Source organism: Calderihabitans maritimus (genome assembly GCF_002207765.1).
Lineage (GTDB): Bacteria > Bacillota > KKC1 > Calderihabitantales > Calderihabitantaceae > Calderihabitans > Calderihabitans maritimus.
Map to the genome: position 1 here is coordinate 61,777 of NZ_BDGJ01000197.1, position 16,852 is coordinate 78,628.

General features: G+C 49.7%; 17 protein-coding genes. All 17 read right to left on the reverse strand.

Annotation, left to right across the window (positions count from 1 at the left end; translation table 11 throughout):
- Positions 1 to 550 (reverse strand): molybdopterin-dependent oxidoreductase (locus KKC1_RS14160; RefSeq protein WP_143288778.1); only part of this gene is annotated, 550 nt, incomplete at its 3' end.
- 68 nt (positions 551 to 618) lie between these two features.
- On the reverse strand, positions 619 to 1,437 hold the full coding sequence (gene napH, locus KKC1_RS14165; protein ID WP_088555071.1) for a quinol dehydrogenase ferredoxin subunit NapH: 819 nt from the start codon (positions 1,435 to 1,437) through the stop codon (positions 619 to 621).
- Between the two features lie 13 nt (positions 1,438 to 1,450).
- Positions 1,451 to 2,029, reverse strand: coding sequence for a 4Fe-4S dicluster domain-containing protein (locus KKC1_RS14170; RefSeq protein ID WP_202820103.1), 579 nt, complete (start codon positions 2,027 to 2,029; stop codon positions 1,451 to 1,453).
- Between the two features lie 414 nt (positions 2,030 to 2,443).
- Positions 2,444 to 3,808, reverse strand: a complete 1,365-nt coding sequence (locus tag KKC1_RS14175; RefSeq protein WP_192868269.1) for a sugar transferase — start codon at positions 3,806 to 3,808, stop codon at positions 2,444 to 2,446.
- Positions 3,809 to 3,966: 158 nt separating this feature from the next.
- A complete protein-coding gene (locus tag KKC1_RS16150; protein ID WP_153802867.1) occupies positions 3,967 to 4,119 on the reverse strand; it encodes a hypothetical protein in 153 nt (50 codons plus the stop codon).
- A 190-nt stretch (positions 4,120 to 4,309) separates the two neighbouring features.
- Positions 4,310 to 5,164, reverse strand: coding sequence for a dTDP-4-dehydrorhamnose reductase (rfbD, locus tag KKC1_RS14180; RefSeq protein WP_088555074.1), 855 nt, complete (start codon positions 5,162 to 5,164; stop codon positions 4,310 to 4,312).
- On the reverse strand, positions 5,161 to 6,186 hold the full coding sequence (locus KKC1_RS14185; protein ID WP_088555075.1) for an NAD-dependent epimerase/dehydratase family protein: 1,026 nt from the start codon (positions 6,184 to 6,186) through the stop codon (positions 5,161 to 5,163). The genes rfbD and KKC1_RS14185 overlap by 4 nt, the downstream gene beginning before the upstream one ends.
- Before the next feature lie 14 nt (positions 6,187 to 6,200).
- A complete protein-coding gene (locus KKC1_RS14190; RefSeq protein WP_088555076.1) occupies positions 6,201 to 6,710 on the reverse strand; it encodes a dTDP-4-dehydrorhamnose 3,5-epimerase family protein in 510 nt (169 codons plus the stop codon).
- A 92-nt stretch (positions 6,711 to 6,802) separates the two neighbouring features.
- Positions 6,803 to 8,350: an alkaline phosphatase family protein gene (locus KKC1_RS14195; RefSeq protein WP_192868270.1), complete on the reverse strand. Its 1,548-nt coding sequence runs from the start codon at positions 8,348 to 8,350 to the stop codon at positions 6,803 to 6,805.
- On the reverse strand, positions 8,343 to 9,860 hold the full coding sequence (locus tag KKC1_RS14200; protein ID WP_192868271.1) for a flippase: 1,518 nt from the start codon (positions 9,858 to 9,860) through the stop codon (positions 8,343 to 8,345). The genes KKC1_RS14195 and KKC1_RS14200 overlap by 8 nt, the downstream gene beginning before the upstream one ends.
- Before the next feature lie 14 nt (positions 9,861 to 9,874).
- Positions 9,875 to 11,167 (reverse strand): alkaline phosphatase family protein, encoded by a 1,293-nt coding sequence (locus KKC1_RS14205; protein ID WP_192868272.1) that lies wholly within the window; start codon positions 11,165 to 11,167, stop codon positions 9,875 to 9,877.
- A gap of 22 nt (positions 11,168 to 11,189) precedes the next feature.
- Positions 11,190 to 12,428 (reverse strand): sulfate adenylyltransferase subunit 1, encoded by a 1,239-nt coding sequence (locus tag KKC1_RS14210; RefSeq protein ID WP_088555080.1) that lies wholly within the window; start codon positions 12,426 to 12,428, stop codon positions 11,190 to 11,192.
- A 13-nt stretch (positions 12,429 to 12,441) separates the two neighbouring features.
- A complete protein-coding gene (cysD, locus tag KKC1_RS14215) occupies positions 12,442 to 13,242 on the reverse strand; it encodes a sulfate adenylyltransferase subunit CysD (RefSeq protein ID WP_088555081.1) in 801 nt (266 codons plus the stop codon).
- A gap of 27 nt (positions 13,243 to 13,269) precedes the next feature.
- Entirely contained in the window at positions 13,270 to 13,575 is a 306-nt protein-coding gene (locus KKC1_RS14220) for a DUF2061 domain-containing protein (RefSeq protein WP_088555082.1), read from the reverse strand.
- Positions 13,576 to 13,611: 36 nt separating this feature from the next.
- The gene (locus tag KKC1_RS14225) at positions 13,612 to 13,845 is read right to left on the reverse strand and encodes a sugar nucleotide-binding protein (protein ID WP_192868273.1); all 234 of its coding nucleotides are present in this window, start codon (positions 13,843 to 13,845) and stop codon (positions 13,612 to 13,614) included.
- A 199-nt stretch (positions 13,846 to 14,044) separates the two neighbouring features.
- Positions 14,045 to 14,767, reverse strand: a complete 723-nt coding sequence (locus KKC1_RS14230) for a TylF/MycF/NovP-related O-methyltransferase (RefSeq protein WP_202820104.1) — start codon at positions 14,765 to 14,767, stop codon at positions 14,045 to 14,047.
- Between the two features lie 80 nt (positions 14,768 to 14,847).
- Positions 14,848 to 16,845: a polysaccharide pyruvyl transferase family protein gene (locus KKC1_RS14235; RefSeq protein WP_088555084.1), complete on the reverse strand. Its 1,998-nt coding sequence runs from the start codon at positions 16,843 to 16,845 to the stop codon at positions 14,848 to 14,850.
- Between the last annotated feature and the right edge of the window lie 7 nt (positions 16,846 to 16,852).

The window sequence follows — 16,852 nt, forward strand, 5'->3', positions numbered from 1 at the left end:
TGGCCATGCACAAACGGGCGTTGGGGTCAATATTGTTGGTACCTATGCCGGCTTTGAACAGTTTGGCGGCAGCATATCCTTCCCATACGTACATCTGGCCGGAAACCCACATTGCCACGGAGTCGGGCCCGTATTTATCGATGGCCTCCTTAAATTTGCCGGCCACCAGGTCCAGGGCTTCGTCCCAGCTGGCCTCGACCAGTTTGCCGTTTTTCCTTATCATGGGTTTGGTTAGGCGGTCGGGACCGTACAGGATTTTGGATAAGAAGTAGCCCTTGACGCACATAAGGCCCCGGTTAACCGGATTCTCCTTGTCTCCCACGGTAGCCACGACTTTCCCGTTCTTGACTCCTACCATGACACCGCAGCCGGTGCCGCAGAAGCGGCAGACAGCCTTATACCAGTTGTCTGCATCCACATTCTCCAGGCCCGCAGGCGCGTTTTCCGCGGTCTCAGGTGGAGAAGAAGTAGTAGTGGCAGTACACCCTGCCGCCAGCATGGTAGCTGAAACGGCAGCCGCCTTTAAAAAGTCCCGTCGACTGAGCTTCATTTTTTCCTCCTCCCTGTTGTTAAGAAGATTTATTGGGATATTGATCCGGCTGAATTGAATGACGCCGGTTATCCTCTACTCGCCTGACCGCTGGTGACTGCCCCGGCGCTCCCCCGCAAGCCCAGGGAGAGGGCGCCTTCCTTACAGGCATCAATACAGGCTCCGCAGTTGCTGCAGTCCCCGGAAGCGATTAAAGTTTCCCCTCCGGACCGAAGCTGCCTGGTCAGATGGGGGCCGACGTAACAGACCTCATCGCACCTGGCACAGTTGGTGCACTTGGAGGGTTGAAACTTCACCCTCAAAAGGCTGAACCTCCCTATTAAGGAGTAAAATGCTCCCAGGGGGCAAAGGTAGCGGCACCATCCACGCCGGGAAATGAATAGGTCCAGCAGAACAACGGCCAGCACTATTAAGATTTCCGTGCCCCAGCCAAAAAGGATATCCCGCATGAGCACGGCCACGGGCGAAACTATCTCATATACCGGCAACCCGCTCAAAAGGGACAGGATAAGAACTCCGCCCAGCAATTTGTAGCGGGGATTGCCTTGGAAAACCAGGTCCCGCCCTATTTTCAGCCTTTCGCGCACCCAGGCCACCCCTTCTAAAAGCAGGTTGACCGGACAGACCCAGCTGCAGTAAGCCCTCCCGCCGACGATAAAATAGAAGCCCAGGACCAGCAGAGCGGCGTAAATTACGGGCAAATAGACAGTTTTTGCAGCCAGGGCCGCTTCCAGGACGGCTAGGGGATCGGCCAGGAAAACTCCGAAAACCTGGCTCATTCCCAGGGTACCGCGTATCACCTTCAAGCCGAACAGCGGGCTCAGAAAGAGGACCAAAATGCTTAGCTGAACCAGCTTTCTGGCCAACGTCCATCTACGATTACGCATAAGCAACACCTGCCTAACGGGGGGTTACGGTAATAGAAGGCACGTCGGTAATGCAGACATGCTCGCAGATACCACAGCCCACGCAATGTTCCTTTTTTACCACCGGACCGAAAACAGCATGTTTTCCCGTCGCGTAGTTGTGAAAACGCTCAATGACTATAGCCTTTCCCATGAACGGGCAGCGGCGATAACAGACCTCGCAGCGCATGCCCTGCCAAGCAATACATGTCGCCTGGTTTATGCGGGCGGTTCCCATGGCCACCTCTTCTCTGGCCACTTCCCGCAGCGCGCCGCTGGAACAGGCTTTGATGCAGTGAAAATCTTCACACAGGTAACACGGAGTTTTCCGGGCAGTAATGTAGGGTGTGCCGCTGGAAGCTCCGGCCCAGGCCCCGGCAATCTTAATCGCCCGGTAGGGGCAGGCTTGGGCACATTTACCGCAGCGCAGACACAGGCCCAGGAAGGTTTTTTCCGGAACAGCACCGGGAGGGCGGAGCAGTTTTCTTCCCGGACCTTTAACCATGTCCAGGCCGGCATAAGCCAGCAGTCCACCTACCACCCAGGCAAACGGATTGTGCTCCTTATTCCCCAACGCCATAACTCCTTTCCTATTACCTTAAGATGCCTAACACTACGCCGCCACCAGCAGTAGGGCGGCGGAGAATTGTGCTTGTGAAAACCATCTCAATCGCAGCTTTTTTAAAAAATAGCCCGGCATCCACGTTAAATATAAATGAAGATGATTACATACTCCTTAAGTATTTCTTACAAAACTATTACATTGGTCGGCTGGCCAGGCCACTGGGAAGTATTCCCTGCCTTTAAGCCCTCTAGAAAGGCTCCGGCGGTTGGGCAGTGAGGTTAACCCCATAACCCGAACTGCACCGGAGTTCCGGTACCTATGGTACCTCTGGAATACCCGGATATTAAAAAAACCGCCCGCTTTTGGCGAACGGCTCTTGCAGCTTCCGGCTTTGCCGGCGAATCATTTGCGTAATACCTTCCGCTAGAGGTTCTTGCCTTTGGTAAACAACACCTTAAGCGTTTGAAAAAGTATTTGTAAATCCAGTAGAAGCGAAGCTTTCCTGGCGTAAAGCAGGTCAAAGCGCAGTTTGTCCTTCGGACTGGTACTGTACTTGCCTGCCACCTGGGCCAGGCCCGTAATTCCGGACTTGACTATATGTCTGTAGGAGTACTCCGGTATCTCTTTTTCGAACTGTTGGACAAAGTATGGTCTTTCCGGCCGGGGTCCGACCAGGCTCATCTCGCCTTTGAGTACGTTGATCAACTGGGGCAGCTCATCAAGCCGAGTGGCCCGGAGAAACTTCCCCACCCGGGTGATGCGCGGGTCGTTTTCCGCCGCCAGTACCGGTCCGGAGTGCTTTTCGGCATCTTTAATCATGGTGCGAAACTTGATAAGCTTAAATGTTTGGCCCCGGTAGCTTATTCTTTCCTGGGTGTAAAAGACGGGACCAGGTGAATCCAGTTTGACAGCCAGGCTAATTAAAAGCATGATAGGTGATGCCAAAACCAGTCCTACGGCAGATAAGGCAACGTCCAGCAGGCGCTTCCCGAACTGCAGGCCGTTCCCGGGCCGGACACTGCCCACGTGAAAAACCGGCGTGTCATCGATTTGGTCCAGGGAAGCCTGGACCACCAGGATATCATACAGGTCGGGTACCAGGTACACTTCCCACGGGCTGCTCAGGGAAAAAGCAATTATTTTTTTCTTAAATTCCTGAGGAACAGAGGAGCAGATATATACCAGGTCGGGGCTGTGTTCCAACAGATCTCTGTCAGCCGTTTCCCACCGGCCTAACAACGGATAAGGATCAGGTTGCTGCCGCTCCTGGGATGACACGATTAAACCCTGTACGCCGAATACACCTTCGGAGCTTCGGGACAGTTTCCCGGCCAGCTCCTGCGCTTCCGGTAACGTTCCAACGATTACAACCTTTTTGGAACCGTGGAGCTTTCTTTCCAGTCTCCACATGAAACGACGCCAGACACCCAAAAAGAGAAGCTGTAATAACGCCGCTAAAAAAAACACTGTTCGCGGGAAGGCAAATGCCCGCGTCATGTAGGATAAAACTACACCGCTTAGAAAAATCAAGCCGACAGAGCAGATGAGAGAGGAGAGAAGGTCTCTCCAGTTGCGGCGAACCGTGTAGTAAAGCCCGTACAGGTTGAAAAAGGCAACTGCCACCAGGGAAATCCAGGGAAACAGTTTAACGTAAGGATCGAAGTTGGCAGCAGGCAATCTTCCCTTAAAGCGAATTAAAAAGGCCAGAATAAAGGCGCTGTTAACCAGCAACAGGTCTCCCAGTATCAGCAAAAAATCGAACAGCGTGCGAGGGCGTCCGTTTCGCACCGGCGTTTCCCCCCAGTGAAGACGAGAGAGGTAACCTGTGACAGCTACCTTTATTTCATTCTATTTTATTAAGAACCTCCACCGCTTGACACAAAACTTCACGATACTCGGGCTAACGTACAAGAATAAAAGTAAACTCTCAGGTCACTCTGATTCTGTTATTCCAGATACCCGAGAGCTTTCAATCTATTTTTTACCTGCTCCTCTTCTCCAGAACAGGGAAGCGTATCGTTATCGGCACGGTACAGCGACGGGATACCCATAGACTTTAAGATAAGGGACATAGCGTCAGTTATGTTCAGGGGGCTCACCGCTATATCTTCTTCGAAGTCCGGACCCCAGACCACAAATATACCTGAACGGCGATGGCCGTTAACAACTTTCTCTTCTATAATCCTGTCGTTAAAGCCGGAACCGAACCAGTAATGAGCGGGTGATATAATAATATCCGGTGCCAGGGTCAGATCAGAACCCCTGTACAGCTCCTCTTTTTAAAGTTCTCTAACTGAGGTAGCCCTTTTCTCTTAAATAAGTAGCCAGGGCTTTTTTCCACGGTTTCAGCCCCAGGTGTTTCAGCTTTTGGTTATTGAGATTCGAATACCGGGGCCTGATGGCCTTTTGTTTGAACTGGGCGGAGCTTACGGGTTGCAGGTCTACTTCCAGGCCCAGAAGGGTAAATATCTCCCGGGCAAACTGGAACCAGCTGCAGCTTCCGCCGTTGGTGAGGTGGTATATACCGTGGTCAATTCCCTGTTCCACTGCTTTTAACAGCACTTCCGCCGCGTTCCAGGTATAGGTGGGGGACATAAACATATCGTCCACCACCCGGATTTTTTCTCCCCGCCGGGCCTTCGCTATCATGGTTTCCACGAAATTCCCGCCCTTGCCGCTGGCTCCGGCCACGCCGAACAGGCTGGCCACCCGGAAAATATAGTGGCGCGGGCACCTCCTGGTATAAAGTTCACCGGCCAGCTTGGAAATGCCGTAGGTGTTTAAAGGATTGGGCGGGTCTTCTTCGACGTAACCCTCTTTTTTTGTCCCGTCAAAAACGTAATCAGTGCTGATGTAGACGCAGGTGGCATCAATGCCGGCACATATCTCCGCCACGTTTTTAGCCCCCACGGCATTGACCCGGAAGGCCTTTTCCGGGTCGTCTTCGCAGGCATCGACCTGGTGAAAGGCGGCGGTATTGATTACCACTTCCGGTTTCAGTTCCCTTAATATGGCGCAGCTTTCCCTGTCGGCAACCTCAATATCCCGGTGGGCAAGGGGATAGCACCGGTGACCGGTGCCCTGCAGCACCTTAACTATATCCGAACCCAGTTGCCCGCCGGCGCCAATGACGGCAATTTTCATAACAACACCCCGTTCATTTCAATGTCGTGGATGAATTTATGCGTCTCCAGTAAATGTTTATACCACTGGAGGGTTATGGTCCTGGTACTGTCAACGACGCGCCCGTCCTTCAAGGCAGCATAGATTTCCCGGGCTCCGTCCGCGGGGGTATAATCCGGGTGGTATCCGAGCACCTGTTTGATCCTGTCAAAGCTTACCCGGTAGCTGCGGTGGTCGGGAGAGCCGTACCACTCAAAGGCAAAGGGCAGCCCGGTGGCCTCCGCCACCAGTTCCGCCAGCGGGTAAATCTGGTAGTTCTGCTCGTTGGCCCCCACGTTGAACACCTGCCCGCCCACCAGGCCGGGGTCGGCTTCCATAGCCATGATGAAGGCCTTGGCCGTGTCCCTGACGTGGACAAAAGGGCGCCACTGGGTGCCGTCCCGCAGGATGGGAATTTTGCCCTGCTTGAAAAACCCTAGGGTCATGCCGTTTACGGCCAGGTCAAAACGCATTCTTTTGGAAAGGCCGTACACCGTAGCCTGCCGGAGCGCTACCGGCTTGAAATTTTCATCCAGCAGGGACAGTACCGCCCTTTCCGCCAGGTAGTTTGCCCGGGCGTAGGTGGTCAGCGGCCTGGCCGGGGAGTTTTCATCGAGTATCCCCTCCTGAAAGCCGTAAATGCTGCAGGAAGAAGCCAGTATATAGCGGTTAACCCCGTACTCTTTGGCCATTTCGGCCATCCTGGCCCTTCCCCGGTAATTGATATCCATGGTCTTCTGCGGGTCCAGCTCGCCGGTGGGGTCGTTGGACAGGGCGGCCAGGTCCATGACCGCATCGACCCCCTCCAGTACTTCCGGTTCGACCCACCTTATATCCCCCTGCACCAGTTCCAGGCGGTCTTTATACTCTTCTTTTTCTTCTTCCAGGACCTCTTTGCCGAAGAAAAACCGGTCCAGGCACCTCACCCGGTGGCCTCTTTCCAGCAGCAGCCGGGTCAGTACGGAACCTATGTAGCCGCCTCCGCCGGTAACCAAAACTTTCATGATCCCGCTCCTCCCTATTTATGGGGTGGCCTGTTCCAGTCGAAGGGCAGCCCGGTTCGAGGGTCAATGACGGTCGGGTCGTTCCAGGGTCTTCTTTCTTCGTCGGGGTCGTCATACCGGTACAACCTGGACACAAAATACATGGTGAGAGAAGGCTCGGAGCTCACCGTTTTGGTGCCGTGCCAGTACAGGCCGGGAATTCTTACCACCTGAAACTTATGTTCCGTGGCTACAATCTCTACCAGCTTGCCGTGGGTAGGAGAATCCGGCCGGTCGTCATAGGCGCAGATTTTCATGGCCCCTTTCAGGACCAGGAAATAGTCGACCTGTCCTCTCCGGTGCCGGTGCCAGGCCCTGACCATGCCCGGGTAGCTCATGGACAGGTTGGCCTGGACGACTTCATCGCCCTCCAGAAAATCGCTCCAGTCCTGCCGCAGGGCTTCGGAAAAGAATCCCCTTTCGTCGGGGAGGACTTTCAAATCATAGGTTCTGACACCCGGAAGGTCAAACTCCTTGATGCTCATACCATAACCTCCTTGAGAATTATTTGGGTTTTACACGAGGATCAATTTATTTTATTAACAACCATCTCCTGTTGACACAAAGTTTTAATATGTCAATCCAGATAACCGAGAGCTTTAAGCCGATTTTTTACCTGCTCTTCTTCGTTGAACACTTCAAGGGATGCAAGAATTTCCTTTCGTTCGTTGCCCCGCACAGAAACTCCCATGCAGTTCAGAATAATCGGCATTAGGTCAGTAATATTGAGGGAATCCCTGAACAGGTCCTCCTTGAATTTTGAACCCCACCCTATGAATATACCAAACAGGTCATGGCTGTTGAGGGCTTTCTTTTCAAAAATTTCGCTACTAAACCCGGAGCCGAACCAATAATCGGAGGGGAGCATAATGATATCAGGGGCCAACCTCGGGGCAGGATTTCCGTACAACTCCTCTTTCAGCCAAATTCTTTCTACAACCGAGCGACCTCTATTATCCTTAAGCTCCTTCAACTTACTAACAATTTCAGTGCGAAGTTCTACATACTCGCCCTTATCTGAAACTATTCCGTCAGTAAATCTGCCTGCATCATTAATGTAAATGCCCATGGATTCCGGAGTAGTGTTATAAGCTTTAGTTGTACTTAAATCGGGTTCAATTTCCAGAACAGGTTTAAAAGGTAAGAATCGCCGTATCCTCTTATAAAGTCTTGCAGCCACAGGAAAAAGCAGACGATTCTTAACCAGCCAGGTCGGTACGACGATACTTTTGCTCCTGCATGCTTTCACGAACTCCTCTTGAAATTTATGAATAAATACTTTTTCGGTTTCGCGTTTCTTAATACTCAGGTAACCTTCCCTCCAAAGCCATTCATTAAGTTGGAATTGCCCTTCATAAACTTTGAAGCCGTGGTCTGACATAATTATCACATTGGTATTCGAAGGGATATGGTTCAGGAACCACTGGATGTAAGTATCTGCGTCTTTATAGAATTCCAGGGCCTCTTTAACCACTTCAGTTTGGGCGAAGCACAACAACTTATCATATAAATAATGTTGCACCCAGTCGATTCCGCTAATGAGATAAAAGAAAAAGTCCCACTCTTTGTTAAAAAGTTTTCGTGCACAGTCAAAACGCACTTGCTCTAGTAGCCGAATATCTTTAATATACGCCAGCAGGTTGCCAGATGTTATTAAAGAAACATCGGGAACGACCCGGTACCCTTTTAATTCAGTTATTTCCTCCCGTAACCCGGAAGGGAAAACACACTCATTTCCCCTGGTCATTAAACTGGTGATGGTAATCTGCCCTGCTTTTGGGGGATACGAACACGGAAGATTTATTGAAATATACTTCTTACCTCTAGCATGAAGAATGTCAAATAAAGTAGGAACTTTGATGTCCTTGGTAGTGACAGGGCTTAGACGGGACAGGGATTCGCGCGGGAGAACGAAGTCAAAAACCTGGTGCTGCCCCGGATCAGTCCCTGTTTGAAAAGATACCCAGGCCGGCCCTGTAACCGGCGGGATTATACTTTCCAGTACTCTACATAATCCTTCACGCATGAGCTTCGCCAGTGTAGGCATGAAGCCTTTTTCTGCAAGAGGCTTAATAAGATCGAAATTTGCTCCATCAAGCCCTATAACCAAACATTTGTCAGCCAATGGACCCACCTCGGATAATCAATTTTCGAAGAACGGACTCTATAATCACTTTATCTTCATTCTCCAACCGCATAGCTAACATTATTCTCATATAAATCGCTATAAAAAAAATAGCCTGAAAGACAATTACAGAATCAAATGCCGGAACAATCGAGTTGAGAAGAAGAACAATTAAGGATGCCACAACTCCGGAAAGTAAAGGTTTAAGGAACTTAACATTATATGGCTGCACCCTTAAAATTATGGCTACTTCAATAAGCATAACGATATTGAACAGCGCATTGGAAAATCCCGTTGCGGCAGCCGCGCCGTCAATAGAATAACGGGGTACTAAAAAATAATTTAACAAAATGTTTAAAAAACATATCCCTAACGTATTGATCATCATTAACTTTTGCCATCCAGTCATTACCAATAGGTACCCCACTGAACCAACAGCAGAATTAACTAACTGGCCCAGTGCCAGCAGCGTGAGAGCGGTCGAACCTATCCCAAATTCCTTACCGAAAAGAAGCATAATATCTTTTGAAAAAAGCAATATAAACAAAAACATGGGCCATGTAAAGACGACAATCCAGCGGGTAACGGTTTGGAATAACCGACCTAATTCTTTCATATCACCTTTAGAGTATAATTCTGAAATCGTAGGTGCAAAAATGGCATTAAACGATACCAATATAAAACTTGATAAAGTAGCAGTTTTAACGGCAGCATTATAAATCCCAACCTCAAAAGCACCTTTGAAAAAACCCAACATGAGAGTGTCGATCCACATAGTGATAAAGTTGAGAAATGATACTAAAAGTAGAGGAAGTGAGTATATGACCAATGATCCTATTTGAAGAAAACCCTTCCTGGTATATTTGCCGGGACTAAGTCTTCGAATATAGAACAGAGAGAGAAAACTGGTTAAAACCAGGGATAAAATGTAGGCTACAAGAGCTCCGAAAATGCGAAAACCGAGCAAAAAGAAGAGTGAAATAGCAAGCAGATTAAGTAATGGTTGAACTATATTTACGGGGATAACGCTGTAATCTATTCGTTTGAAGGCCTTCGCTAAGGCGGCGGCGACGGTCATTAGATTTACAAAGGGCAAAGCTATGGCAAAAAAGGGAATTATTTTAACCAGGCCAGGTACTTCAAAAAAACGGGCCACCCAGCTCTTAGTAACAAAAATGATTGTTGAGATTAAAATAGAAACTCCAAAGGTAAATCCTAAAGTTTCAACTACTACAACTTTAACCTTTTCCTCTTGGCCGTGAACCTGATAAGAAGGGATAAATTTCAGTACACCGTTATCTAGTCCCGCACGAGAAATCGTAGCAGCCAAATTAGTTATCGTTTGTCCCAAAAAATATAACCCAACCATTTGTGCACCCAGAAACCTTGCCAGCACGATGGACAGGATATATTTTAAGCCATACCCAACAACACTTCCTATAAAAGTTAAGCCTGCCCCGTGAGCTATTGTCTTTAATCTTTGCCCTTCCAATATCTCGTCCTTGCTCAAATGCTGTTCGCACCTCAACTCTCGCTGTTGGATACAAGTACATCAAAAATATCGATTATCGACTCTGTTTTTGTCAGGTCAATATTCTTACCTACTATAAGTGCATCCGCACAGGTATGCATTCCGTTCAAGGGCGACCGTTCAAAGATCTGGTCCATTCCCGTCCTTCCCTTGAGATCATACCCGTTCACGGGATGGGCGATGATGTCTGCAGCGTTGTCGAGGTAAGGACCCTGGTAAATTTCTTCCCGGAAGAATACTTTGTCTATGACAGGTTGACCCGTTTCAGGATCTTTGAGAGTAAACAGGCGCTCTTTTATTTGCTGCCTTACCTTTTCATAGTCAGCTTCTTTAACCGTACCTTTTTCCTCCCTGCCCTCCAGGTTGATGTAAATCCTGCCGGGAAGAAGGGAGTAACACAACGAGTCGGGATGGTAGTTGGCAAGTTCTTTCTTCTCACCCGGTTCAAATTTCAATAAACCCTCTCTTTCCAACCAGGTGTTGAGCTGTACTTCGTATTTAATGCCACAAAACCCGTGGTCTGATAAAATCAACAAACGATCATTCTCGGATAATTTGTCGTTAAGCTCGCCAACGTAGTTGTCCAGCTTCGCAAAAAACCTGTTGATCTCAGGGGTAAATTCTCCTTCCTGTTCTATATCATCCCAGAAGAAGTGCATCAACCGGTCGGTTTCCATAATGTGTAGCTGGAAGAAGTCCCATTTTTCCTTCTCCATTAATTCAAAAGCTATTTCAAATCTTTTGTCCATGGCACGGTGTAGTTCTTGCATGAACTTTTTTTTATCCTCCCGGGCCAGCCAGGAGTCCACGTCAATAATGTATCCTCTTTCTTTGAGATAGCTGTTAAACTCCTTTGGATAGGATGACTTGTCTATGTCCATGCAGAGAAAGCCGGAAGTTATAATGCCGTTTACCGGTTCCGGCGGATAGGTGACCGGCACATTTATTACGATTACTCTTTTGCCCTGTTTGGACAGCCGGTGCCATAGGGTCTCGGCTTTCCGGTCGGCGCCGGTGGGTATCTTAATTCTGAAGGGGTTTGGTTCCCGGTCCACAAAACCGAAGATCCCGTGTTCCGCGGGATTTTTCCCGGTCATGTAACTGGCCCAAGCCACCGAGGAAATAGTGGGATAAACCGAGTTTATCCTTTTGCACTGTCCCTCCTTGGCTATAGCAGCCAAATTGGGCATTTCACCCTTTTTGAATTTCTCTTGTACCAGTGAGTATGGTAAACCATCGATTCCTAATACAAATGTTCTTGCTTCTCTATTTCTCTTAAAAAACAATTTCATAGCCTCCTGCCTTGATCTACAGTATTTCAGTAATAATTCCGCCGGCACAGGTTAACTGATCCCGTTCCAAGACGAACCTTCCCAGTTCCTGTACTTCATTGAAGGTCTTGACGGCAATGGGATGCTTGGTCTTGATGATTACTTCGCCTACTTCGAGGTTTTCTAAGATGGTTGCGTTCCTTTCTAACAGTTCTAAGGTTGAGGAGTTCATTCTTTTTTCGATGCTCTGTACCCGGCAGGATACCTCCTGCGTGGCACATTTGAGGGTTATTTTCTCGTTAATATCTAAAGGCTTTCGGAACATCCAGAATACGTTGGCTTTGAACGTATCGGTTAAATAAGGTTCGTTGCCCGGCAGGCATACAACGTGGCCCCTCTCCAAAAAGACGGGGTCTTCGGTGGTAAATCCGGTGGACTCGCCGGCCACGCTTCTATCGGTATTTTCCATGAATTTTTCAATGCTCTTCACTCTGGTGACCTGCCCGGTGGGCAGGATTTTGATGATCTGGCCCTTTTCGATTATTCCGGCCTCTACTCTGCCTACGTTAATTCGTTTGCCGTCGATTTTGTATACGTCTTGGATAGGGAAAATTAAGGGTTTATCTTCTGCCGGAGGTTTATTCTTCAAAGAATCCAAGCTTTCTAAAACGGTTACCCCTTGATACCATTTCATGTTTTCTGATTTTTTGGCTACGTTGTCTCCTTTAAGGGCAGAGATGGGAAGGTAGTATTTTGCCTTAATGTTGATGCTCTCCAGGAATTTTTCTACATCGTTCTTGACAGTGTTAAATCTATTCTCGTCGTAATTGACGGCATCCATTTTGTTAATTATTACTATCACCTGGTCCAGACCTAGCAGGGAGAGAATGTAGGCGTGTCGCCTGGTTTGTTCTTTTACCCCTTCCAGTGCATCTACGATCAGGATGGCAGCCTCGGCCTGGGAGGCGCCGGTGATCATGTTTTTGACAAATTCTACGTGTCCCGGGGCGTCTATGATTACGTATTTCCTCTTTTCGGTCTTGAAGAAGGTCTGGGCTGTATCAATGGTAATGCCCTGCTCCCGTTCTTCCTGCAGGTGGTCCAGTAAAAAGGCGAATTCTACTTCCCGGCCCAGCTCTTTTGAGGTTTTTTCTATCTCTTCGACTTTGTCGGGCGGCAGGCAGTCAGTATCGTAAAAAAGCCTTCCGATAAGGGTGGATTTGCCGTGGTCTACGTGGCCCACGATGACGAATTTTAAGGTGTCGCTGTGGTTCATCTCGCTCTCCCCTTTACATGTATCCTAAGGATCTGAGTTTTTGCATCATGTAGGCGGATTCTTTGTCCTGAGCCCTGCCGCTGCGTTCAGATATTTTGGTGGTTTTCAGTTCTTCTACTATGGCGTCTATGGTATCAGCATTTGAATCTATGGGACTGCAGCAGGTCTCGCAGCCGATGCTGCGGTAGCGCTTGCCGTTTTTGGTAAAATAAAGGTCGGTGATGGGAATGTGTTCTTTCCGGATGTACTCCCAGATATCCTGTTCCGTCCAGCCTAACATGGGATGTACTCTCAGGTGTTCTTCTTCTCTGGCTTTGCTTTTGAACTGGTCCCATAGCTCAGGGGGTTGCTCCTTGTAGTTCCATTCGAAGTCCTCGTCCCGCGGTGAGAATACTCTTTCCTTGGCCCGAATACCGTGTTCGTCTCTTCTTATGCCGAGGTATAAAGCTTTGAATTTATACTTGGCAATGGCCTGTTTGAGGGCGTTGGTTTTGAGTTCCGTACAGCATTCCAGCTTGCCTTTTTCGGGGCAGACGCCTCTATCAACGGCTTCCTGGTTTTTGTGGACTATAAGGTTGAGACCCCATTCCCGGGCATATTTGTCCCTGAATTGGTAGATCTCTTTGAATTTGTAGCCGGTGTCGATATGGAGTATGGGAAAGGGTACTTTTCCGTAGAAGGCCTTTCTGATAAGCCATAACAAGGTCGTGGAATCTTTTCCTATTGACCACAGCATGGCCACGTCTTTGAACTGCCGGTAGGCTTCCCGGATAATGTAGATGCTCTGGCTTTCGAGTTTTTTTAGATGGTCCATGGTTTCCTCCCCAATCTAATTTTAGGTTTATAAATAACCAAGTTCTTTCAGCTTCTGGTTGATTTTTTCTTTATCCTCCGGTGTCAGTTCTTTCTTAATCTGGAACTCACTGAGGGGATGTCTTTTCCGGCCCCAGGAGGTTTTTTCCCAAATGAGCTCGTGGAGGTAGTAAAGGAGCATCTTAGAAATGACTTCTACTATGCCTACCCCAATGGAAAGATCTATTTTCCCGGTGAATAAATACACTATGGTCATGGTGGTCAGGGTGGCAAATATCCGCCAGCTTATGGCTTTGGCCAAGGCCCGCTGGTGGGCCCTGCTTGCACGGGTCATGTGGTTTCCTCCCGACCGCAGGATAGTAAAAGCTTTCTAACCGACGTAATGTTTTTCTCTCAGATAATCGGCCAGGGCTTCTTTCCACGGCTTCAGGCCCAAGTGTCCCAGCTTCCGGTTATGCAGGTGGGCATAACCGGGCCGGGCAGCTTTCTGTGGGAACCGAGCAGAGCTTACCAGTTCTAAATCCGCCGGGATGCCCAGGAGGCTGAATATTTCCCGGGCGAACTGAAACCAGCTGCAGCTTCCACCATTGGTGAGGTGGTACACGCCGGGGCAAAGAATCCCTTTCGTCGGGCAGGACTTTCAGGGCATAGGTTCTCACGCCTGGCAGTTCGAATTCCTTGATATTCATGTCGTAACCTCCTCCTAATTTCATAGATTTGCGTTAACAGGCATTCGGCCTGCACAATGGCTCAGCGCTTAGAGCTCCGTACCATGTCTTGTACCATTCCAAGCAGGTTCCACTTCATTTTGAAATGACCGCACTACCCCAAGCATCACTCAAAGGAACATATCCAATATCTTTTTCTTTACAGAACCTTTTCACTGCTTCTTTTGCTCCGAGATAATTCGTGTTATTGTAGTCATGTACAAGAATATAGCCACCTTTGTTCAACCTAGGATAAAAATATTTTAATCCGTCATAAATCGGCTCGTATAAATCTGCATCAATACTGACAAATGCAAATACATCATCTAAACCAATAGCAGTTTCAGGGAAAAAACCTTGTTTTATAACACAATTTTCCGGATATTGCATCTTTCTCAGTACCATCTGGACATTGGTGTCAGAAAAATCCTGTTTTCGTGGGTCTGAAAACTTGTTGTCAAGCTCTGTTTGCATATTTCTATTATCAAATCCACTAAATGTATCGAATAGATACAGCTTTCTATCTTTAAACAAAGCATTTATGTGTTGGGCAAAATCACCTCGATATACCCCCAGCTCTGCTACACTTCCTTCCACTTTGTTACTATAGATTTCATGAGCAATTAGCTCTAAAGTGCTCAACCTGATATAATCCATGGTAATTAAGTTGAATCTCCTCTCTCTTCCCAGACCCAACATTGAAGACGTAATAACATATCCTTTTTTCTCCAGGAAATTTTGTATAATGCTTATAGCTATTCGTTTTAGCCTCACCACTATGGGCACGAGGCCTGTCTGGATATCATTTATTGAGGCCATATTTGCTCCTCCAGGCGTAGGGAATTATTTTTAAACTAATCAGGCCGGCAACTCTACTGACTATAATATGAAACACTCTCTTAATTCGACACCAGAGTCTGGCTGGCTTCCCCCCGGCTTGCTATACCGGATAGAAGACTGAGCAGGGGCTCCGTGTTGAGCTCCGATTGGGCTCCGGCAGCGTTCCTGTATGCTTTCTCTAAAATCGAATTAAATAGTTCTGCGTTCATCTTGGGCAATGATGCCCTGTCTATAAACGACCAGCCCAATACCGCACCAAAACTCCGGATTTTCGGCTCACCGGTAAGGGCGAGGACGGGAATCCCGCAGCGGGCGGCCACCAAGGCCGGGTGCAGGCGCTGGGTCAGCAGGAGGTCGCAGCCGGCGATGCCTTGTATCCACTGTCCCACTTCCCCGGCTTCCCACAGCTCGACCCGGCAGGGCAAATCGATGATCCGGTAGAGGCGCCGGCCCATGACCAGGTCGAGCTCCCTCTTGAAAGATACGATCAGGCGCAGCTTCCTGTTCCCTCCGGCCAGCCAGCGGCGAAACAAGGCACCTATGGCTGCCAGGTAATCCGGTGAGAGCCTGCGTCCCTTCACCGCAAATCCCAGCGTCTTTGTCTCCCGCCCGGCAGGAGGTTGAGCAATCTCCATGTCTTCCAGGGAAGCCACCAGAGCAAAATCAGTCCCCAGGCCGACCGGCCTGCGGGTTAACGCCCGGCACCGCTCCAGAGAATCTTTGTCCCGCACTACTATGTCATCGGACAGGTTGAGAATAACCGCCAGGTAAACCCTGGCCCATAACTTCTGCAGGGGGTTAACCCCAACCCCCAGTATGGATACCCGCCCGCCGGTTCTCCGGGCCGCCAGAACCAGCAACAGGTAGTAGAAGGCGGACTTGACCGTACCGGGGAACAGGCCTCCCCCGCCGATGATGAGCCAGCGGCTCTGCATGACGGCAGCTAGGGCGGAGAAGCAGTGCCGCTTCACCGCCCGCACATGGACATACCTGGCCGTCTCTTCCGGCGAGGCAGATAAAACCACACAACGGTCCGGTGGAGGCCCCTTGACCCGGTTCAGGGCGTCGAGCACCCCCTTCAGTATCAACTCATCCCCCAGGTTGCCCCGGCCGTATAAACCGGCTATGGCAACCCGGGGTTTTGCCCGGGAGATGCGAGTGAAAAGGCCATCCCTCAGGCCTTCTAGCCAGGCCCTTGCCAGCTGGAGGGGCTGTCCTGCTTTTACCCCTTTTGCCAGGCGGAACAGAGTTCCCACCAGGGTCTGGAAGAGAAACCCGTAGATCACGTACGGCACGGGGAAGTGCTTGCGGAGAAAAACCATACAGCTTCTTCCCCGGTGGTAGAGCACCACGGGGTTCATCCGGTCCCGCAGCTGGGGGTCCAGGTCATGATACACCAGGGCGCCGGGGACATAAACTAACCGGTAGCCCATTTTTCGCAGGCGCCAACAGAAATCCAGGTCCTCCACGTACAGGAAGTAATCCTCATCCAAAAAACCGACGCGTTTGAGGACCTCTGCGCGGATAAGGAGCGCGCAGCCAGTCAGGAAGGAAGCATCTCGAACCCGGGGGGCAGCCGATCCAACAGGTTTGTTTTTTTCGGGAACCACCACTCCGGCCTTGATAAAATTGAAATAACCTGCACCATGCCAGATTTTTTGCGGCTCTGAAGCGTAAACAATCCGCGGCCCTGCGGCCCCGATAGACGGGTCGGCGGAAGCCGCCTCCACCAGACGCTCTACCGCTTCCTCCTCGACGAAGGCGTCCTGGTTGAGAACAAAGATGTAGTCGGCCCCCTCCTCCAGGGCCACCCGCATCCCCGCGTTCATACCTCCGGCAAAGCCCAGGTTGGAGGGATTAGCCAAGCAGCGAACCCGCGGGCAGCTTTCAAACTGCTTTGCCAGGCGGGATCCCGACCCGTCGGGGGAAGCGTTGTCCACTACCAGCACTTTTAAGGAGATAGAGCCTGACGGTGCCTGTTTGAGTAAACTGCGCACGCACCGGGTAGTGTCGCTATACCCGCACCAGTTGAGAACAATGGCGTATACCTTGGTCACCCGTTTT